At 62.2% G+C, this 22379-nt stretch carries 10 protein-coding genes; 3 read left to right on the top strand and 7 right to left on the bottom strand.

Annotated elements, in window-relative coordinates; all coding sequences use genetic code 11:
- Positions 1-85: 85 nt before the first annotated feature.
- The 5 genes from ACM110_RS26085 to ACM110_RS26065 form a co-directional block, all read right to left on the bottom strand.
- Positions 86-310 (bottom strand): MbtH family protein, encoded by a 225-nt coding sequence (locus ACM110_RS26085; protein WP_416130018.1) that lies wholly within the window; start codon positions 308-310, stop codon positions 86-88.
- Positions 311-391: 81 nt separating this feature from the next.
- Positions 392-1798 (bottom strand): aspartate aminotransferase family protein, encoded by a 1407-nt coding sequence (locus tag ACM110_RS26080; protein WP_416130017.1) that lies wholly within the window; start codon positions 1796-1798, stop codon positions 392-394.
- Positions 1799-1855: 57 nt separating this feature from the next.
- Entirely contained in the window at positions 1856-2338 is a 483-nt protein-coding gene (locus tag ACM110_RS26075; RefSeq protein ID WP_416130016.1) for a GNAT family N-acetyltransferase, read from the bottom strand.
- Positions 2339-2547: 209 nt separating this feature from the next.
- Positions 2548-3873, bottom strand: coding sequence for an ATP-binding protein (locus ACM110_RS26070; protein WP_416130015.1), 1326 nt, complete (start codon positions 3871-3873; stop codon positions 2548-2550).
- Positions 3870-4550 (bottom strand): response regulator, encoded by a 681-nt coding sequence (locus ACM110_RS26065; protein WP_416130014.1) that lies wholly within the window; start codon positions 4548-4550, stop codon positions 3870-3872. The genes ACM110_RS26070 and ACM110_RS26065 overlap by 4 nt, the downstream gene beginning before the upstream one ends.
- 153 nt (positions 4551-4703) lie before the next feature.
- On the opposite strand from ACM110_RS26065, the gene dsbD reads away from it, so the two are divergent.
- From dsbD to dsbG, 3 genes are read left to right on the top strand one after another with little or no spacing between them, the layout of a single operon-like run.
- A complete protein-coding gene (gene dsbD / locus ACM110_RS26060) occupies positions 4704-6440 on the top strand; it encodes a protein-disulfide reductase DsbD (protein WP_416130013.1) in 1737 nt (578 codons plus the stop codon).
- Positions 6440-7294 (top strand): prolipoprotein diacylglyceryl transferase family protein, encoded by an 855-nt coding sequence (locus ACM110_RS26055; protein WP_416130012.1) that lies wholly within the window; start codon positions 6440-6442, stop codon positions 7292-7294. The genes dsbD and ACM110_RS26055 overlap by 1 nt, the downstream gene beginning before the upstream one ends.
- Positions 7270-8037 carry a thiol:disulfide interchange protein DsbG gene (dsbG, locus tag ACM110_RS26050; RefSeq protein WP_416130011.1) on the top strand — a complete coding sequence of 256 codons (768 nt, stop codon included), beginning with the start codon at positions 7270-7272 and terminating at the stop codon, positions 8035-8037. The genes ACM110_RS26055 and dsbG overlap by 25 nt, the downstream gene beginning before the upstream one ends.
- Before the next feature lie 104 nt (positions 8038-8141).
- Here dsbG and ACM110_RS26045 read toward each other — a convergent pair whose 3' ends face one another.
- Positions 8142-8960, bottom strand: coding sequence for an alpha/beta fold hydrolase (locus ACM110_RS26045; RefSeq protein WP_416130010.1), 819 nt, complete (start codon positions 8958-8960; stop codon positions 8142-8144).
- A 207-nt stretch (positions 8961-9167) separates the two neighbouring features.
- Complete coding sequence (locus tag ACM110_RS26040; RefSeq protein WP_416130009.1) at positions 9168-22166, bottom strand: non-ribosomal peptide synthetase; 12999 nt, start codon at positions 22164-22166, stop codon at positions 9168-9170.
- Between the last annotated feature and the right edge of the window lie 213 nt (positions 22167-22379).

Below are 22379 nucleotides of genomic sequence, written 5' to 3'. Positions count from 1 at the left end.
GCACTCGACAGCTCCTACAGGGATTACCCGCTACAAAAAGCCCGCTGACCGTCACCAGTCCAGCGGGCTTTTTTAGCGCAAATGTTTAGTGAGCAACAGCCTGCTCATCCATCTTCTGGCGCAAGCTCAGCGGACGCATGTCAGTCCAGGTTTCCTCGATGTACACCAGGCATTCCTTCTTCAGCCCGCTCTTGCCCACGGTACGCCAGCCTTCCGGCACGGCCTTGTAGTCGGGCCAGATCGAGTATTGCTCTTCGTGGTTGACCACGACCTGAAAGAGGATGTCCTCGCGGTCGAATACTGACGTCATGCTGTCTCTCCATCACTGTAGGGTGGGCTGCACGCTGCGTGCAGCCGCTATGTAGAAGTAACGTTCCGGGGCCTGGAAAATTTACAGGCCGGCGGTCGCGGCGGCCAACGCCCGGCCGAAAATCTCGACGACGCGGTCGATTTCTGCGGCGGTAATCACCAGCGGCGGCAGGAAACGCACCACCGCGCCGTGACGGCCACCGAGCTCCAGGATCAAGCCACGCTTCAGGCATTCGCGCTGTACCAGTGGCGCCAGGCGCGCAAACGCTGGCGGATGCCCCTGAGCGTCCAGTGCGCCAGTCGGGTCGATCAGTTCGACGCCGAGCATCAGACCGCGACCGCGAATGTCGCCCAGTTGCGGGAAATCTCGCTGCAGGATGCGCAGGTGTTCGCTCAAACGCTCGCCCATTGCGGCGGCGTGTTCGCACACCCTGTGTTCGACCAGATAACGCATCACCGCCGAACCGGCAGCCATGGCCATCTGATTGCCACGGAACGTCCCGGCGTGGGCGCCCGGCAGCCAGGTGTCGAGCCAGTCGCGATAGACCACCACCGCCAGCGGCAGGCTGCCGCCGATAGCCTTGGACATCACCACCACGTCCGGAATGATCCCGGCATGCTCGAAGGCAAACATCTTGCCGGTACGGGCAAAACCGCTCTGGATCTCGTCGACGATCAGCGCCACGCCGGCCTTTTCGGTGATCCGGCGCAAACCGCGCAACCAGTCCAGGTCCGCCGGGATCACCCCGCCCTCGCCCTGCACCACCTCAACGATTACCGCTGCTGGCAGTTGCACGCCGGCTTCGGGATCGTTAAGCAGATTTTCCAGATAATTCAGGTTGGCCTTGACCCCTTGCGCGCCGCCCAATCCGAACGGGCAACGGTAATCGTAAGGGTACGGCATGAACTGCACGCCGCTGCTGAGCAAAGCGCCCAAGGGCTTTTTCGGCCCCAGGCTGCCCATCAGGCTGAGCGCGCCTTGGCTCATGCCGTGATAACCACCCTGGAACGACAACACGGTGCTGCGGCCGGTGGCGGTGCGCACCAGTTTCAGCGCGGCTTCCACGGCGTCGGTGCCGGTCGGGCCGCAGAACTGGATCTTGGCTTCTGCGGCCAGAGCTGGCGGCAACAGGCCGAACAGATCCTGAACGAACTGATCCTTGACCGGCGTCGTCAGGTCGAGGGTGTGCAGCGGTAATTCATCAGCCAGCACTTGCTGAATGGCTTCGATCACCACCGGGTGGTTGTGCCCCAGGGCCAGGGTGCCGGCGCCGGCCAGGCAGTCGATGAACGTGCGACCTTCAACGTCTTCGACATGGATACCCTTGGCACGCTTGAGCGCCAGGGGAATGCGTCGCGGATAGCTGCGAGCATTGGATTCCTGCCGGCTCTGACGGGCCAGCAGCGGCGATTCGTTGAACTGATAAAGCGTCTCGGTCGGGGCGACCCGAGCCGGATGATCTTCGATAAGGCTGGTAGCGACTGACATCTCTCGACCCCTCAATAAGGTTTTCCTGTTCTGGAAACGCATCAGGGGCTCGGCGATTTAGACCTCAGGCAAGGCTTTGTGCATGGGGATGGCATGAAGACCCGCCACCGCGAATGTTTCTGCGCACACCCGATAACCCAATCGTCGATAAAAGGCTTCACCGGTCCGGGTGCTGTTGAGTCGGGACTGGCGCAAACCCTGGTTGATCAGCCAGCCCTCAAGATCACGCACCAGCGCTTGCCCGGCACCCCGGCGAAACCATTCCGGCTGCACGTAACAGAACGCCACCTTGCCGCTGACCGAAGCCATGGCGACGCCCACCGGTTTGTCCTGCAACAAGGCAATATTCAGGTACAACCGCTGGTCGTTGAGCCAGGGCAGGATGTGTTCGATGGTGTTGTTGTGGGTCCAGACAGCAACGGTTTGCGGATCGTTGCGGTGGTCGAGCGCGCAACCGACGCGAATGGAACGCTCGATGATGCGGCTGATGATACCGGCGTCAGCCGGGGTTGCCTTGCAGGTGTGTACGGATGCTTCCATGACGCGGTCACCTCAATCCGTTGAGTGTGAGGAACGATAGTCGTGGGAGGTCCGGCCGGCCAATGGAGAGAAGTTACAGATGATGTGGGATCTGGCTTCATGTAGGAGCTACCGAAGGCTCGGGCCGCGTTCGGACGATCTTTTGATCTTGAAAAACACAATCAAAAGATCGCAGCCTTCGGCAGCTCCTACAGGGGTTTGTGGAGTTGTCAGATCGGTTGCAGCGGCATGGTCAGTTCAACCCGCAACCCATCCGGCCGGCTGTCGAAATGCAGCGTGCAACCACAGCGCTGGACGATGGCCTGCACAATCGCCAACCCGAGGCCACAACCTGTGCTCTGGCCGTTGCGCCAGAAGCGTTGGGTCAAATGTTGCAGGTCATCTTCGGCAATGCCCGGCCCGTGGTCGCGCACCACGAACTGCACGCGGTTGCCGGTAGTTTGCAGGCTCAGTTCCACCGGACCCTCGCCGGGTGTATGGCGCAAGGCGTTGTCCAGCAAATTGCGCAGCGCGGCAATCGACAGCACGGCAGGCATTTTGACCGGTGCCTGAGACACCTTGGCCGGCGGTTGGAACTTGATGCGCTGGCGATCACCGCCGGCCGTGTCCTGAATCGCCAGTTTCGCCACTTGCTCGGCGCTGCATTGCACGCCGTCGTCGAACGACAGACTGCCCTCGACCCGCGCCAGCAACAGCAATTGCTCAAGGGTCCGGTGCAAACGATCAGCGCCCTCCTCGGCCCGGGCCAGGGATTGATCCCGGGCCGCGCCATCGGTCATGCGCGCCACTTGCAGGTGGGTCTTGATCGCGGTCAGCGGACTGCGCAATTCGTGGGCGGCGTCACCGGTCAGCCGACGTTCGCGCTCGATGGTCTTGCCGATGCGCTGGAACAACTGGTTTTGCGTTTCAAGCAACGGTTGCAGTTCGCTGGGCAACGGCTGCACCTGTAAAGGCTCCAAGGAGTCGGGACTGCGACGCATCAAGGCATCGCGCATGCGATTGAGCGGCGCCAGCCCCTGGCCAATCCCCAGCCACAGCAGGCACAGGCAACCGAGCAATGCCACACCCACCGGCACCGAAGCGGCCAGCAGGATCGACATGTTCAACGCCTCACGCTCGATTTGCCGATCCGCCGTCGTTATGCGCAGATCGCCCCGGGCCAAGGTGAAACTGCGCCACGGCGCGCCGTCGATCATCTGATCGTGGAAACCCATTTTCTCGGCTTCCAGGGTTTGTCCCGGATCGCTGTGGCTACGGGCGAGAATTTCCCCGCGCAACGAGCTGACCTGACACGCCATGCCCCCGGGAATGTTCAACTGTTCGGCACTGAAATGCGTGCCCTCGCCCTTGTTCGGCAACGGCGGCAGTTGCTCCATCAACCCGGCAACCATCCGCGCCGACGCCACCAGGCGCTGGTCGAGGGAAAACATCATTTGATTGCGCAGGTCGCTGAGCATCCAGGCCGCAGCCAGCGCCCAGATCAGCGCAAACGCGGCGCCGAGCGTCAGGCTCAGGCGCAAACGCAAACTCATCACTTCGATTGTTCTCCGCCATCAGCCGGCCCCAGGCGATAGCCCAGGCCGCGCACGGTCTCGACAATGCCGTTGCCGAGTTTGCGCCGCAGGTGATGGATATGGACGTTGAGGGCGTTGCTCTCCAATTCGTCGTTGAAACCGTAGACGCTGTCCTTGAGCTGCTCGGTGGACAACACCCGGCCACGGTTATGCAGCAGGGCCTGCAACAGCGATTGCTCGCGGCGCGAGAGATCGACCGGCTGACCGGCGAGCGTGGTTTCGCGGCTGCTCGGGTCGTAAGTCAAAGCGCCATGTTCGATCAGGTTGACGCTGCGCCCCGCCACCCGTCGCAGCAGGGTGTGCAGGCGCGCAGCCAGTTCACGCAGGTCGAAAGGCTTGAGCAGGTAGTCGTCGGCACCGGCCTGCAAACCGTCGACGCGGTCGGTCACCGAATCCCGGGCCGTGAGGATCAGCACCGGCAGTTCCAGACCGCTATGGCGCAACTGCTGCAACAACTTGAGGCCGTCTTCGTCGGGCAAACCGAGGTCGAGCACCATCACATCGAACTCCGCCACCTTGAGCATCGCCCGGGCAGCAGACGCCGTGGCCACATGTTCCACGGTCAGACCTTGGGCGGTCAGGCCGGCGACGATGCCGCTGGCGATCAACTCATCGTCTTCACAAACCAGTACGTGCATGGAGAGCCTCGTGTAAATAATGCTGATTAGGCCGCTGACCGATTAAGCGGACATTATGCCGCAAGCGCCACTGCAACAAGGCCGCCACGGTTAATCATCGGTTAATCGCCGCCGCCCATTGTGCACCTCACTTGCAAAGGATAAGGCTTTTCCATGCGTCAGCTGTTTCTACTCGTCGCCCTGCTGTTCTCCAGCCTGACCCAGGCCGGAAGCAATCCGTTCGAGACCAAACCCGATTTTCTGCCCGTCGACAAAGCGTTCGTTTTCACCTCTGAACGCCTGGAATCCGGTGAAACCCAGCTCTTTTGGCAGATTGCCGACGGCTATTACCTGTATCAAAAACGGCTAAAGTTCGATGGTCTGCCTGCCGATCAGCACCCTGCGCTGCCGCAAGGCGAATCCCACAGCGACGAGTTTTTCGGTGAGCAGCAGGTTTATCGTCAAGGCCTGGAACTGAAGATTCCCGCCGGCGCCAGCGGTAAGGTCAACGTGAGTTATCAGGGCTGTGCCGACGCCGGTTTGTGTTATCCGCCGCAAACCAAAGTCGTGGACCTGGGCAGCGCCATTGCGGCCGGCACGACGAATGAAGCGCCCGACCAAGCCCTGGCCAGCAACCTGCAACAACGTGCTCTGGGCTGGAGCTTGTTGGTGTTCTTCGGTCTTGGCCTGTTGCTGGCCTTCACACCCTGCTCGTTGCCAATGCTGCCGATTCTGGCCGGATTGATTGTCGGCAGCGGCGCTTCGCCCAAACGCGGTTTGGCGCTGGCCGGCAGTTACGTGGTGAGCATGGCGCTGGTGTATGCGGCGATGGGCGTGTTGGCGGCTTCCCTGGGGGCGAACCTGCAAGCCTGGTTGCAGAACCCTTGGTTGCTGGGCAGTTTCGCGACGATTTTTGTGCTGTTGGCGTTGCCGATGTTCGGTTTCTTCGAGCTGCAATTGCCGGTGGCCGTGCGTGATCGTCTGGAAAACGTCTCGCGCAATCAGCGCGGCGGCAGCCTGATCGGTGCCGGTGTGCTGGGCGCCTTGTCCGGTATGCTGGTCGGTCCGTGCATGACCGCACCGCTGGCCGGCGCCCTGCTCTACATCGCGCAGAGTGGTAACGCGTTGCATGGCGGGCTGATCCTGTTCGCCATGGGCATCGGCATCGGTGTGCCGCTGCTGTTGCTGGTGACCGTCGGCAATCGCTTCATGCCCAAACCTGGCGCCTGGATGAACCTGGTCAAAGGTATTTTCGGCTTCCTGTTCCTCGCCACCGCGTTGCTGATGTTGCGCCCGGTGCTGGATGAATCGTTGTGGATCGGCTTGTGCGGCGCGTTGTTGCTGGTCGCGGCCTACAGCGCCTGGAAGCAATCGGACGGTTTTGGTCGCGTGGCGCATCTGTTCGGTGCCACTTCGTTGCTGCTCGGTTTGTGGGGCAGTCTGTTGATGATCGGCGCGGCGGGCGGCAGTGATGATCTGTTCAAGCCGTTGCAGGTTTATCGCGCGTCAAACACGGCGGTTGCGGCTGTCCCGGTCGGTCACGATGCCTTCACCACCATCAAGGACCCGCAAGCCCTGCAACGGGAACTCGATGCGGCGCAAACGCAGGGCCAATGGGTGTTGCTGGACTACTACGCCGACTGGTGCGTGTCGTGCAAGGTCATGGAAAAACAGGTGTTCGGCAAAACCAGAGTGCTCGAAGCCTTGAGCGATGTGCGCTTGCTCCGACTGGACGTCACCGCAGACAATGCCGCCAGCCGCGAACTGCTCGGCCGTTATAAAGTGCCGGGGCCACCGAGCCTGTTGTGGATCGGTGCCGACGGCGTCGAGCGTCGCAGCCAGCGCATCACCGGAGAGGTCGATGCCGACACGTTCCTGCAACGCTGGACCACCACCCGAGACGCCCGTTAATGCTGACTTTTACCCTCGGCACCTTTGCCATCGCGCTTAACCACTTGCTGCTGATCAGTGCATTGGCACTGGCGACGTTCGTCGGGTGGCGGGTGGCCAAGCGCGGGGGCGAGAACCCCGAGTCGGTGCTGTTCAGCCTGTTCCTGATCGGCATGCTCGCGGCGCGGATCGGTTTCGTCGCGGTTTACTGGGCCCACTATCGCAGCGATCCCTGGCAGGTCATCGACCTGCGCGACGGCGGTTTCCTCGCCTGGCCGGGGGTGATCGCGCTGGTGCTCGCCACCGTGTACCGAGGCTGGCGTCGCCCGGGTCTGCGTCGTCCGTTGGGCTTTGGGGTGGCCAGCGGCCTGGCGTTCTGGCTGCTGGCAACGTTCTCCCTGAGCATTTATGAGCAAGGCACGCGTCTGCCGGAAATCACCCTGCGCAATGCTGCCGGTGAAACCGTGCAACTGGCCGACTACAAGGGCGGCCCGCTGGTGATCAATCTGTGGGCCACCTGGTGTCCGCCGTGTCGCCGGGAAATGCCGGTGCTGGAAAACGCCCAACAACAACGTCCCGACCTGACGTTCCTGTTCGTCAATCAGGCCGAAAGCATGCAAAGCGTCGCCACGTTTCTGGAAACCCAAGGCCTGAGCCTGTCCAACGTGCTGTTCGACGGCGGTGGTCGTTTGGGCCAGGCTGTCGGTTCCATGGCATTGCCGACTACGCTGTTCTATAGCCCCGACGGTCGCCTGCTGGGCAGCCATCTGGGCGAACTGTCGCAAGCCAGCCTGGCCCGCGCCCTGGAAAATTTCGACAACGTACCCGCCACTTCTTCAAGGAAACTGCCATGCCCCGCCTCCGCCACCTGCTGACCCTGAGCCTGGGTGTCGCCCTGCTGCACCTGCCATCGGTGCAGGCCGAAGAGTTGCCCGAGGCGATCAAGAAGATCGAAGCCAAAGGCGCGAAGATCGTCGGTCAATTCGATGCCCCGGATGGCTTGCGTGGTTACGCGGCGCAATACCAGAACCGTGGCATGGCGCTGTACCTGACGCCCGATGGCAAGCACGTGCTGCTGGGTAGTCTGTACGACGCTGAAGGCAACGACTTGAGCAGCGCGCCGTTGCAAAAACTGGTGTACGCGCCGATGGCCAAGGAAGTCTGGGCCAAGATGGAAGCAAGCAACTGGATCGCCGACGGCAACAAGGATGCACCGCGCATCGTCTACATGTTCAGCGATCCGAACTGCCCTTACTGCAACATGTTCTGGGAACAGGCGCGGCCATGGGTCAAGGCCGGCAAGGTGCAACTGCGCCACATCATGGTCGGCATCATCCGCGAAGACAGCCCCGGCAAGTCCGCCGCCCTGCTCGCCGCCAAAGACCCGCAAAAAGCCCTGCAAGACCACGAAGCGGCCGGCAAGGGCAGTTCGCTCAAGGCCTTGAAAGATGTGCCGCCGGCGATCCAGGCGAAACTCGCGGCCAACATGCAGTTGATGGAAGACCTTGAGTTGCAGGCTACCCCGGCGATTTTCTACATGGACAGCAAGGGTGAACTGCAACAGCAGCAAGGCGCGCCGTCACCGGACAAGTTGGCGAAGATTCTCGGGCCGAAATAAACAAGATCAAAAGATCGCAGCCTTCGGCAGCTCCTACAGGGTTCACCCGATCCCGTAGGAGCTGCCGAAGGTTCGGGCCGCGTTCGGACGATCTTTTCCCCAACCTACGCTCGATTGCGCTCAGCCAAAAATGCCAGCAGCGCTTGGGTGACAAACCCCGGATTCTCCAGATTGGAAATATGCCCCGCCTCCGGCACCAGAACGCACGGGCAACCAATCAACTCCGCCATTTCACGCGCCTCCGAAGGTGGCCGCGGCTTGTCCTGATCGCCGCACAACACCAGCGTGTTCGCCGCATCCAGTTCGCCCAATCGCGGCAACAGATCATCCCGGCCAAAGGTAATCCGCCCTATCGGCACGATGCTTTCGCGCAAGCGCTCCGGTGGTAATGCAGCCAGTTTGGCGCGGAAGTCCTGATACAACGCCGACTGCGGGTCGATACCCGGACGGAAGAAAATCGGCACCACGATGTCCAGCAATTGCGGCGCGATCACACCGGTTTGCTCGATCATGTCGAACAACGAGAAATAGTGCTGGCGGGTTGGTTCCGGCTCGACGCCGACGTAAGTGTCCATCAGCACCAGCCCGTTGAGCCGCTGCGGTGCCGACAACGCCAGACGCACGCCCCACATGCCGCCGACCGACAGCCCGACCAGGGTCACGCGATCGATATCCAGATGATCGAGTAGCGCCAAGGCCTGGCGCGCCACATCGTCCAGCGAAGTCGTGCCTGCGGGCAACGGCCCGGATTCACCGTGGCCCCACAAGTCCAGGGCAATTACCCGATACTGTTGCGACAACGCGGCAATCTGCGGCGCCCACATGGCCTGGTCCCACAGGTAACTGCCGGCCAGCAGGACGGCCGGGCCGCTGCCTTGGTCGATGTAGTGGAGGGGTTGTCCGTCCAGGGTTACGAAGGGCATCGAATGTCTCCGCCAGTGAAAATGGAGCAGGAAGATTGAGCGGCTGAACGTGCGCAGTCAATCACACGAATGTATGCGCCTGTACAACCGCCATCGCTGGCAAGCCAGCTCCCACAGGGATCCGAGTCGAACACACATTTTGTACACGACATCAAATACTGTGGGAGCTGGCTTGCCAGCGATGAGGCCGCCACAGACGCTAGAGCATCAAAGCCCCTCCAGCTCCGCCATCAAATCATTCAACCGATCAACCTTCTCCTCGGTGATGTCGCTGGCCGCCAACCCATTGATGTACCCGGCCAGTTCTTCCACCGTGCTGCACTCGAACATCGCCCGTAGCGGCACATCCCGTTGCAGGGTTTTCTGTACCCGCGAAGCGATCTGCGTGGCCAGCAGCGAATGCCCGCCCAGTTCGAAGAAGTTGTCGCGCACACCGACCTTCTCCACCTTCAGCACCTCGGCCCAGATCGCGGCCAGGGTTTGTTCCAGCTCATTGCGCGGCGCTTCGTAGTCCTGGCTCTGCAACTGGCCGATCTCCAGCGCCGGCAAGGCCTTGCGGTCCAGTTTGCCGTTGGCGTTGAGCGGCATCTTGTCCAGCCACAACCAATGCAGCGGCACCATGTACTCCGGTAGTTCGGCGCGCAGGCGTTGTTTGATGCGTTCCAGGCGTTCGGCTGGATTGAGCGCTGAATCCGCAGCCACCAGGTAGCCGACCAGGTGTTTACCGTTCGCACCTTCCTGCACGCCGACCGCCGCGTCGCGGACTTCCGGTTGTTCATGCAGGCGCGCTTCGATTTCCCCCAGTTCGATGCGGTAGCCGCGAATCTTCACTTGATGGTCGATGCGCCCGACGTACTCCAGCACGCCGTCGCTGCGACGGCGGGCCAGGTCGCCGGTGCGATACAGGCGATCGCCCGGTGCTCCAAACGGGTTCGGCACAAACACTTGGGCGGTGCGTAACGGATCGCTGACGTAACCGCGCCCGACCCCGGTGCCGGCGACGCACAACTCGCCCACTGCGCCGAGCGGCACCAGTTCCAGTGCGCCGTCGAGCAGGTACAAACGGTTGTTGTCGGTCGGCGTACCGATCGGCAAGTAGCTGCCGCGAGTCGAGGCCATGTCGACGCGGAAGAACGCCACGTCATCCGAGCATTCCGCCGGACCGTAGGCATTCACCAAGCCGATGTCCGGATAACGCAGCAGCCATTGATGCGCCAGTTCCGGCGGCATCGCCTCACCAGTCGGCAACATCCAGCGCAAACCATCGAGGCTCATGCGCTCCTGGGCGAGCATGCCCTGGATCAGCGACGGCACGCTTTCCAGCACGGTGATGCCCTGAACCGAAACGTGTGCCAGCAAACCTTGCGGATCGTGGGCGATGGTGTTCGGCACGATATCGACCCGCGCACCGAACAACGGCGCGGCGAGGAACTGCCAGACCGAAATGTCGAAGCTTTGCGAAGCGGTCTGCGCGATGACGTCGGACTCGCTCAAGTTCAGGTACGGCACCTTGCTCAATTGGTTGTTGAGCATGCCGCGCTGTTCGACCATCACACCCTTCGGCAAACCGGTGGAACCGGAGGTGTAGATCACGTAGGCGAGGTTGTCCGGGCCGCTGTAGATGCCCGGATTCATCACGGAAACATCACTCGCTTGCACATCTTCCCAGACCAACAGCTTAGGCCGATTGGCACAACCGAACTCTTCCAGCAACGCAACGGCTTGTTCACGACACGCCTCGGTGCAGACCAGCAACGGCGTACGGCTCAGGTCGATAATCCGGCTCAGGCGCTGAGTCGGCAGGCCCGGATCCAGCGGCAGATAACCTGCGCCGGCCTTGAAGCTGCCGATGATCATGCCGAGCAAATCGAGGTTGCGTTCGGCCAGCAACGCAACTGGCTGATCGAGCCCGACCCCGGCAGCGACCAAGGCGTGACCGAGTCGATTACTACGCTGGTTGAGCTCGAAAAAACTGTGCCGCTGATCGAGGCAACTGGCAGCGATCCGCTGCGGATGCGCAGCGACCTGCGCTTCAAACAAGGCCACATAGCTCTGCTCAAGCGGATATTCGCGTGCACTCTGGTTGCAACCGTGGATCAGGAAATCCTGTTCCTCGGCGCCGAGCAACGGCAGATCAGCCATGTCACCGTGGAACCCTTCGACCAACGCCAGCAGCAGGCGTTTGAACTCGCCGAGCATGCGTTCGACAGTGTTTTCGTCGAAGTAACGCTGGTCGTACGACAGGTGCAAGCCCAGGTCATCGCCCGGATAGCACACGGCCGTCAGCGGGAAGTTGGTGTGGGTGCGGCCCGAATCAGATGTGGCGTTGAGGCTCTGCGCACGGTCCAGCACCGACGTTTCCACCGGGGCGTTTTCGAACACGAACAGGCTGTCGAACAGCGGCTGGCCCTTCGGCAATTCGCTCTGCTCCTGGATGTTCACCAGCGGCAGGTATTCGTACTCGCGCAGTTGCATGTTGTTGTCGAGCAAGCCGCTGAGCCACTGACGCACGCTGCAACGCTGATCGTCCTGCGGCATTTTCACCCGCAGCGCGATGCTGTTGATGAACAGGCCAACGGTGCGTTGCATCTCCGGCATTTCCACTGGACGCCCGGCCACCGTGACACCGAACAATACGTCACGATCACCGCTCAAGCGGCGCAGCACCAGGGCCCACGCCGCTTGGGCGAAAGTGTTGATGGTCAGCTGATGGGCCTGCGCCAGTTCACGCAATAGTGCACCGTCGCGGGCGTCGAGTCGGGTGTAGCGGTCGCCGACGATCATGCCGCCGCTGTCGCCGGCATGTTCGCGCAGGAACGGTCGGTCGCTCGGGATCGGCGTGGTCCGCTCGAATCCTTGCAGGTTGCTTTTCCACCACTGCCGCGCTTCGGCCAGGCTCTGGCGTTGCAGCCAGCCGATGTAGTCGCGATAACGCGGCGGCACGGCCAGTTGCGCGTCACGGCCTTCGCCGAGGGCGCTGTAGATTTCAAAGAAATCGTTCATCAACAACGAACGGCACCAGGCATCGATGAGGATGTGGTGGTTGCTCATCATGAACCAGTAGCGCCCCGCGCCTACCCGGATCAGGCGCAGGTGGAACGGTGCCTGGTTGAGCAGATCGAACCCGGCCTCGCGCTCGGTCTTGAGCAAGGTTTGCAGCTTAGGTTCCTGCTCGGCGTCGGCGATATCGCTCCAGTCGAGGTACTCGATCGGCGTGCTGCCCGGCTTGTGGATAACTTGCAGCATGTCTTCGCCGACGTTCCAGCAGAACGATGCGCGCAAGGCTTCGTGCCGGGCGATCACCGCTTGCCAGGCCTGGGCGAAACGCTGCGGATCGAGTTCGCTGTTGATGCGGTAGCGATCCTGCATGTAGTACAGGCCGGTGCCCGGTTCCAGCAAGGTGTGCAGCAGCATGCCTTCCTGCATCGGCGTCAGCGGGTAGACGTCTTCGATCTCGGCGGCCGGAATTGGCAGCGCATCCAGTTGAGTCTGGTTGAGCCTGGCCAGCGGGAAGTCCGACGGCGTCAGGCCACCGACATCGTCGCGCAGACAATGTTCGATCAGGCTTTGCAGCTCGCCGAGGTAGGCGTCCGCAAGGTCCGTGATGGTCTGCGGATCATGGCGTTGGGCGCTGAAGGTCCAGCGCAGGACCAGTTCACCGCCATAGACCTGACTGTCGACGCTCAACTCGTTGGGCAACGGCGCATTCAAATCGTGGGCCGCGCCGATGGCTTCATCCAGCGGATGGAACAACGCATCGGCACCAAAGCTCTGGTCGAACTGCCCCAGGTAGTTGAAAGTGATCGGCGCCACCGGCAACGCGGCCATGCTCTGGCGACTCAAGTCATCGGCGAGATAGCGCAGCACGCCATAACCCAAACCTTTATGCGGCACGGCGCGCAGTTGTTCCTTGATCGCCTTGATCGACGCGCCCTGCCCGGCCGCTTCTTCAATGTTCGACGGGGTCAGGCGCAGCGGGTAAGCGCTGGTGAACCAGCCGACGGTGCGGGTCAGGTCGATCTCGTCAAACAGCGCTTCGCGACCATGGCCTTCCAGTTGAATCAACGCCGAAGCGTGACCGCTCCAGCGGCACAGCACGCGGGCCAACGCGGTCAGCAGCAGATCGTTGACCTGCGTGCGGTAGGCGCTCGGCGCCTGTTGCAGCAATTGCCGGGTGCGCTCGTTATCGAGGCGCACGCTGACGGTTTGTGCGTGACGATTCTGCCGACCACCCTCGGGACGATCACACGGCAGCTCGGCACTCGGCCCGGCCAATTGCGTCTGCCACCAGATCAGCTCTTCACGCAACGATTCACTGCCGGCATACGCTTGCAAGCGCGCGGCCCAGTCCTTGAAGGCGCTGGTTTTAGCCGGCAGTTTCACCGACTGCTGCGCATCGAGTTGGCGATACACGGTTTGCAGATCATCGAGCAGCACGCGCCAGGAAACGCCATCGACCACCAAGTGGTGAATCGCGATGAGCAGCCGTTGCTGGGCCTCCGGACCATCGACCAGCAGCACACGCATCAGCGGCCCCTCTTCGAGGTCGAGGCTGCGCTGGGCGTCGGCGAACAGCGCCGCGCATTTGTCCATCGACGCAACACGTACTTGCCACAACACCGGCGCATCGGAAATCGTCTGATGTTCGGCATCCCACTGGCCCGCCGCGTTGCTGAAACGCAAACGCAAGGCGTCGTGCTGTTCGATCACCGCCAACAGCGCTTGCTCCAGGCGATGGGGTTCCAGAGGCAAAGTCGGTTGCAGCAACAGTGCCTGGTTCCAGTGTTGACGCTGTGGAATGTCGGTGTCGAAGAACCAGTGCTGGATCGGCGTCAGGCGCGATTCACCGCTGATCAAGCCTTGCTCGGCGGTGACCTGCTCGGTGCGGGTCGCCACGGCGGCGAGGGTCTGCACGGTCTGGTGCTGGAACAGGTCGCGCGGACTGAAGTGAATGCCCTGCTGCCGCGCACGGCTGACCACCTGGATCGACAGGATCGAGTCGCCGCCCAGTTCGAAGAAGTTGTCGTTGAGGCCGACTTGTTCGACGTTCAACACTTCGCACCAGATCTGCGCCAGGGTGACTTCGAGCTGGTTGCTCGGCGCCACGTATTGCTGACGATTTAGCTCAGGGTCCGGCGCCGGCAGTGCGCGCCGGTCGAGTTTGCCGTTGGCGGTCAGCGGCATGCTGGCGAGCAGAATCAGGTGCGTGGGCACCATGTAATCTGGCAACTGCGACTTGAGATGCGCCTTGAGTGCTTCGCGCAGTTCAGCCTGTTGCGCTTCGCCAAACTCTGCGATTTCGGTGACCAGATAGCCCACCAGTTGCTTGCCGCTCGGTGCATCGAGCGCCAACACCACGGCTTCACGTACCGACTGGTGTTCCAGCAGACGGGTTTCGATTTCACCGAGTTCGATGCGGAAACCGCGAATCTTCACTTGATGGTCAATCCGCCCGAGGTATTCCACCAGACCATCCGCGCGCTGACGCACCAGGTCGCCAGTGCGATAAATACGTCCGCCATTGTCGGCGAACGGATCCGCCACAAAGCGTTCGGCGGTCATGCCTGGACGCTGGTGATAACCCTGCGCCAGACCCGCGCCACCGACGTACAACTCACCGGTCGCGCCTTGCGGCACCAACGCCAGATCGGCGTCGAGAATGTACGCCACGCGGTCGCCGATCACGCTGCCGATCGGCACGCTGCCCAGGCCTTCTTCCAGCACCTCAGGCGCGAGACTGGCCAGCGGCATGACCACGGTTTCGGTCGGCCCGTAAGCGTTGAAGAACGCGCTCGGCTTGAACGCTGCGCGAATGCGCGACAGGTGTTCGCCAGTCAGCGCTTCGCCGCCGGTGATGATCATGCGCACCGGCAGAATTTCATTGCGGGTCGCCAGCCATTGCGCCAACTGGCTGCCGTAGCTTGGGGTGAAACCGAGGACGTTGATGTGATGGGTGCGGATCAGCCCGCAGATTTCTTCGGCATCCCATTGGCCCTGCGCCCGCAACACCACTTGCGCGCCGCTCAACAACGGCACCAACAGACGCTCGGTGGCGGCGTCGAAGTTGATCGAATAGAAGTGCAGTTCGCAATCGTCCGGGCGCATGCCAAAGCGCTCGATCACAGCGCGGCAGTGCATGGCGATTTCGCCGTGGGACACCACCACGCCTTTCGGCTTGCCGGTGGAGCCCGAGGTGTAGATCAGGTACGCCTGATGTTGCGGCAGACTGATAAATGGCAGCTCGGTGGCCGGATAATTGATGAGCGCGGCCGCGTCTTCTTCCACGCACCAGCGGCCAACCGTCGACGGCAATTCGCCCAAGGCTTTGAACATGGCCGCATCACTGAGCAGCAAGCCGACGCCGCTGTCTTCGATCATGTAGTGCAGGCGATCGAGCGGGTATTCCGGGTCCAGCGGCACGTAGGCGCCACCGGCCTTGAGGATCGCCAGCAGGCCGACGACCATTTCCAGCGAACGCTCAAGCGCCAGGCCCACACGCACCTGCGGCCCGACACCGCGTTCGCGCAGCATCCACGCAAGACGATTGGCGCGGCTGTCGAGTTCGGCATAGCTCAGGGTTTGCCCGCCGAAGGTCAGCGCCGGCGCATCGGCATGCGCCAGTGCCTGTTCGCTGAACAGGTGATGGATGCACTGGTCGAGGCGATGTTCACCCGGCTCAACGCCAAGGCTGTCGAGCAGGTTTTTTTGTTCCTCGGCTGCCAGCAACGGCAGTTCACTGATGCGCTGCTGCGGATCGGCAATCAGCACTTCCAGCAGGTTGCACCAATGTGCGGCCATCCGCGCAATGCGTGGTTCATCGAACAGATCGGTGCTATAGGTCAGGCAGCAACCCAGGCGATGATCGAGGTCGGTGACTTCCAGGTTGAGGTCGAATTTGGTCGCGCGAGCATCGTTGGCCAGGTACTCGACCGTCATGCCGGCCAGGGTTCGGCTCTGCTGGAATTCCCAGCGCTGCACGTTGCACATCACCTGGAACAACGGGTTGTAAGCGGCGCTGCGCGGTGGCTGCAAGGCTTCCACCAGATGATCGAACGGCAGGTCCTGATGGGACTGGCCTTCGATCACCGTATGACGAACCTGCTCGAACAACTCGCCCACGGACATCTGCCCGTCGAGCTGGCAACGCAACACTTGAGTATTGAGGAACGCACCGATCAGCCCTTCGCTTTCCGGACGGATGCGGTTGGCCACCGGCGCGCCGATGCGCAGGTCGGTCTGGCCGCTGTAGCGATACAACAACGTGGCCAGGGCGGCGGTCATGGTCATGAACAGGGTCAGACCGTTTTGCGCGTTGAAGGCGCGGACCCGTGCCGCAAGATCGTCGCTCAGGTCGAAGCGGAACAGTTCGCCTTGATGGCTTTGCACCGGCGGACGCGGACGATCGGCGGGTAACTCCAGCAGCGGGTGTTCGCGGCCCAGTTGCGCGGTCCAGTAGTCGAGCTGGCGCTGACGTTCGCCAGACTCCAGCCACTGACGCTGCCAGACGCTGTAATCGAGGTACTGCACCGGCAGCGGCGCCAGCGGCGATTCATGGTCATCGACGAAGGCTTCGTACAGCGCACTCAACTCGCGGGCGAAAATATCCATCGCCCAACCTTCGGTGACGATGTGGTGCAAGGTCAGCACGAAGTAGTGTTCCTGTTCGGCAGTCTTGACCAGGCAGGCGCGCAGCAGCGGCCCGGTTTCCAGATCGAACGGTTTGTGCGCTTCGTCATCGGCCAGTTGTTGGACCTGCCATTCGCGACCATCGACATCCAGCGCGGTGAAATCTTTCCAGTCCATGCCCACGCCCGTCTCGGCATGCACCTGCTGACGCGCCACGCCGTCGACGCTCGGGAACGTGGTGCGCAGGGTTTCGTGGCGCAGGATCAAGGCTTGCAGCGCCGCTTCGAAACGCCCGACATCCAGCACCCCGCGCAGCCGCGCCATGCCGCCAACGTTGTAGGCCGGGCTGTCCGGCTCCATCTGCCAGAGGAACCACATGCGCTGCTGCGAATAGGACAACGGTACCGCTTGGCTGCGGTCGACTTTGTCGATTGGTGGTTGCTTGTTGGTGCTGCCGCTGGCCTGGATCAGGCGCACCTGTTCGGCAAACGCACCCAGTTCACTGTTCTCGAACAGGGCACGCAACGGCAACTCGACGTCGCAGGCCTGACGGGTGCGGGAAATGATTTGTGTGGCCAGCAGCGAATGACCGCCGAGGGCGAAAAAATCGTCGCGCAAGCCGACTTGCGCCAGGCCCAGCACCTCGCGCCAGATGCCGGCGATCTGTTGCTCCAGTTCGGTCACGGGCTCGACGTGCTCACGAACTTGCCACTGCGGTTCGGGCAAGGCGCGGCGGTCGAGTTTGCCGCTCGGGCTGAGGGGCATTTCGTCCAGGCGCATCAGTTGTGCCGGGACCATGTATTCAGGCAGCTCCGCCGCCAATGCGTTTTTCAGTCGTGCGGTTTGCGCGTCGATGGATTCGGCGGAATCGGTCGTGGTGTAGTAAGCGATCAGTTGTCCACCGGCCGAGGTTTCGCGCACCAGCACCACGGCTTGGGCAACACCGTCCTGAGCCAGCAGACGCGCTTCGATTTCTTCCGGCTCGACGCGGAAGCCACGCAGCTTGACCTGCTGATCGAGGCGACCGAGGTATTCGATTACGCCATCGGCGGTCCAGCGTGCACGGTCACCGGTGCGGTACAGACGCGCGCCCTGCTCGCCCAATGGATCGACGACAAAACGCTCGGCGGTCAGGCCCGGGCGCCCCAGGTAACCGCGCGCCAGGCCGATGCCACTGATGCACAACTCACCCGGCACGCCGGCCGCAACGGGGTTGAGATCGCTGTCGAGTACACGGCAAATCACATTGCCCAATGGCCGGCCAATCGGCGAGCGCTCGCCATCGGCGCGGCTGCAGTGCCAATGGGTGACGTTGATCGCGGTTTCGGTCGGGCCGTAGCGGTTGTGCAATTGCACCGCTAGCAGTTGCTCCAGCACGCGGTTGCGCAGTTCGGCGGGCAAGGCTTCGCCACCGGAGAACACGCGGCGCAGGCTGGTGCATTCAGCCGTCAGCGGTTCGTCGATGAACAACGCAAGCAGCGGCGGCACGAAGTGCAACGTGGTCACGCCATATTGCTGGACCAGTTGTGCAATGCGGTGCGGATCACGGTGTTCGCCGGGCCCAGTAATCAGCAGGCGCGCGCCGGTGATCAGCGGCCAGAAGCATTCCCACACCGACACGTCGAAACTGATCGGCGCCTTTTGCATCAGCACGTCAGTGTCGTTCAAGCGATAGGTGTTCTGCATCCATTGCAGGCGTTCGGCGAGGGCCGCGTGGGTGTTGCCGACACCCTTCGGTTGCCCGGTAGAGCCAGAGGTGTAAATCACATAGGCGAGGTTGTCGCCGTGCAGGTGCAGGCCCGGCGCATGGCTCGGCCAGTTCTCCAAATGCAAGGCGTCCATAGCGATCACGCAGACGCCGTCAGTCGCCGGCAAGCGATCAAGCAATTGGGTTTGTGTCAGCAGCAAATCGACGCCGCTGTCGTTGAGCATGTAGGCCAGGCGTTCGGCGGGGTAATCCGGATCGAGTGGCACGTAGGCGCCACCCGCCTTGATGATCGCCAGCAGACCGATCAACAGTTGCGGCGAGCGCTCGCAGGCGATGGCCACGCAGACATCCGGACCGACGCCTTTGTCGCGCAGGTAATGGGCCAGGCGATTGGCCTGGGTGTGCAGTTCAGCGAAATCCATTTGGCCGCCGTCCCACAGCAGCGCGGTGCGCTCCGGGGTCTGGCGTGCCTGTTCGTTGAGCAGTTCGGGCAGCCATTGGTTGGCTGGCGTGCAAGGCGCAACGGACCAGTCGGCTTGCTGATCGTGCTCAGCGCCGGTCAGCAGTTGCAGGTCGCCGATGGCGGTTTGCGGTTGTGCACAAATGGCGCGCAACAGGTTACTGAAATGCTCGGACAAGCGTTCGATGGTCGCCGTATCGAACAACTCGCTGGCGTAATCGAAGGACAGACTCAGGCGACCGTTGCGGTCTTCTTCGCTGTGCAATTGCAAGTCGAACTTGGCTTCGCGGCTGTGCCACGGCAGCTCTTCGGCCAGCAACCCCGGCAGGCGCTTCAAGGCGCTGAGGTCCCGTTGCTGGTGGTTGAACATGACCTGGAATAAGCCCTGTTCACGGGCCTGCGGGAAGGCTTCGAGCAGTTGTTCGAACGGCAAGTCCTGATGCGCTTGCGCACCCAACGCCGCCTGACGGGTTTGCCCCAGCAGTTCAACGAACGGCAGTCGCGAATCCATCTCGGCGCGCAGCACCTGGGTGTTGATGAAGAAGCCGATCAGGCCTTGGGTTTCCAGGCGCGGACGGTTGGCGTTCGGCACGCCGATGCGGATGTCGCGCTGGCCGCTATAGCGATGCAGCAAAGTCTGGAACGCGGCGAGCAGCAGCATGAAGGAAGTCGATTCATGGGTCTGGGCGGTCTGGCGAATCGCCTCGCTCAGGGTCGCCCCCAAGCGCACGCTGTGGCGGGCGGCGCTGTGCAGTTGTTGAGCGGAGCGCGGATGGTCGGTGGCCAGGCTCAGGGTCGGATGGTCATCGCCCAACCGGTCTTTCCAGTAGGCCAGTTGACGCTCGCCCTCGCCTTGCGCCAGCCATTGACGTTGCCAACTGCCGTAGTCGGCGTATTGAGTCGGCAATGGCGCGAGCGTCGCTTGCTGCCCTTGGGAAGCCGCCGCGTACAGCCGCGAAAATTCGTCGATCAGCACGCTCAGCGACCAACCGTCCGCGATGATGTGGTGCATCGTCACCAGCAGTTGATGGTCTTCGTCGTCGAGTCGCACCAGCGTCACCCACAACAGCGGGCCTTTCTCCAGATCGAACTGGGTCCGCGCCTCGTCCTCGCGGATTTGTTGCGCACGGGCCTCACGCTCGGCGACCGGCAGATCGCTGATGTCGATCAGTTGCAGGTTGAACTCACTGGCCGCATCGACCTGTTGCAACGCCACGCCATCACGCTCGAAGAAGCGTGTCCGCAAAGACTCATGGCGCTCGATCAAGTGCTGGAAACTGGCGCGCAAGGCGTCTTCGTCCAGTTCGCCACGCAGGCGTAGGGCACCGGGAATGTTGTAGGCGCTGCTTTGCGGGTCAAGTTGCCAGGTTATCCACAGACGGTTTTGTGCCAGGGATTGCGGCATCGGTTGATGGCGCGACAGCGATGTGATCGCGCCTTGGGCCAGGCCACCGTCTTGCTGCTGACGGGCCACCACATCGGCGAATGCGCCGAGGGTCGGTGCTTCGAACAACAGGCGCAGGTTCAGCTCCAGGCCCAGTTCTTCGCGCAGACGTGCCACCACCTGCGTCGCCGCAATGGAGTTGCCGCCGAGCAGGAAGAAGTGATCGTCGGCGCCTACCTGCTTAATCTGCAACTGCTCACACCAGATCCGGCCGATCAGGCTTTGCAGCTCCGAAGCCGATTCGGTAATACCTGCGCTTTCAGTCGTGGCCGACGGGAATACCGCGTAGCTGTCGAGGCTGCCGTCCGCCAAGCGATTGCGGCACGCCGAGCGTTGCAACTTGCCACTGGAGGTCTTCGGCAGTGCGCCCGGATTGAGCAGCACCACCACGCTCGGCGCTTCTTGATACGCCTCGGCCACGGCTTGGCGAATGGCTTTGATCAACGCTTCGGGCGGCAGAATTTTTTGTACGCTGCGGCTGATTTCCGCCGCGATGCCGATGCCTTCCTGACCGTCGACGGTGACGGCGAACGCGGCGACGCGCCCTTTGCGCACCACTTCCACTTCGCGCTCGACGGTCTGTTCGATGTCCTGTGGATAAAGGTTGTGACCGCGCACGATCAGCATGTCTTTCAGGCGACCGGTGATGAACAGTTCACCAGCACGCATGAAGCCCAGGTCACCGGTGCGCAACCAGGTACGACCGGCGTGCTGGACGAACGTCTTGGCGGACGCTTCGGGATTGCGCCAGTAACCGTGGGCGATGCTCGGCCCTGCGGCCCAGACTTCGCCGACTGCGTTGTCGGCCACTTCAGCGAGCGTCGCCGGGTCGACAATCAGCACGGCGTGATCCGGCTGACTGATGCCGCAACTCATGATCGCACTGCCCTCGCCCGGCTCGGCACGGTTTTGCGTCAGGGCCTGATCGTCCACACGCAGGTTGCCGATGCCTTGACCACGCGGGGTACCGGCGACGAACAGAGTGGCTTCGGCCAGGCCATAGGAGGCCATGAAGCTGTCTTCAGTGAAACCGCAGCTGGCGAACTTCTCGGCGAAACGCTCCAGGGTGTCGAGACGAATCGGCTCGGAGCCGGAGTACGCCACGCGCCAGCCGCTCAGATCGAGGCGCGCCAGGGCTGATTCACTGACCCGTTCACTGCACAGGCGATAGGCAAAGTCCGGCCCGCCGCTGATGGTGCCACCGTATTCACTGATCGCTTCGAGCCAGCGCAACGGCCGGCCGAGGAAGTACGCCGGCGACATCAACACGCACGGCACGCCGCTGAAAATCGGTTGCAGCAAGCCGCCGATCAGGCCCATGTCGTGGTACAGCGGCAGCCAGCTGACGATCACGTCGTCGGGGTTGAGGTCGATGCCAAAGCCATGACGGATCAGCAGTTCATTCGCCACCAGGTTGCCGTGGCTGACTTGCACGCCTTTGGGCAATGCCGTGGAACCGGAGGTGTATTGCAGGAAGGCGATGTGATCGTCTTGCAGATCCGGCGCGACCCAACGCTCGGCCATCGCGCTGTCGAGGGTATCGACACACAGCAACGGCGGTGCCCCTTCGATTTGCAGCAAGGCATCGCGCAGATCGGCGCTGGTCAGCAACAGACGCGGTTCGGCGTCGCTGATGATCGACAGCAAACGCTCCTGATGGTGACGCTTGGCCGACTCCGGCGGATAGGCCGGCACCGCAATCACACCGGCATACAGGCAACCAAAGAACGCCGCGACGTAATCCGGGCCACTGGGAAACAGCAGCACCGCACGGTCGCCAAAATCAGCCTCGGCCTGCAATGCACCGGCAATCGTCCGCGCGCGCTGATCCAGTTCGCGATAACTGAGTACCACAGCCTGGTCCTGGGTTTCGGCGAGAAAACGCAAGGCCACCCGATCCGGCGTCAGGGCCGCGCGGCGCTGAAGGGCTTGGACCAGTGTGCTGGGGAGTTCGAACGCGTCGGTCATGAGGTTTCCTGCCTGAATTCGGCTTGCAAATGGAATCGGTTTTGCGCTGTGCAATTCATCCTTGAGAACGGATGGCATCTGCAAATAATTAGTCGGCAGGCTTGAACGCCAGGCGGGCCGGGGTGCCGCAAGCGGGAGAGTCAGTGTGTCGCAGTTCGCACTCTGCACCTTCGCGGAGCATTAGTTCTCTTTCTCAATTGACAATCATTATCA

Source organism: Pseudomonas sp. NFX98, from assembly GCF_047784845.1.
Taxonomy (GTDB): Bacteria; Pseudomonadota; Gammaproteobacteria; order Pseudomonadales; family Pseudomonadaceae; genus Aquipseudomonas.
Note: the sequence above shows the minus strand (reverse complement) of the source record. Positions and strands in the feature narration are given on the sequence as shown.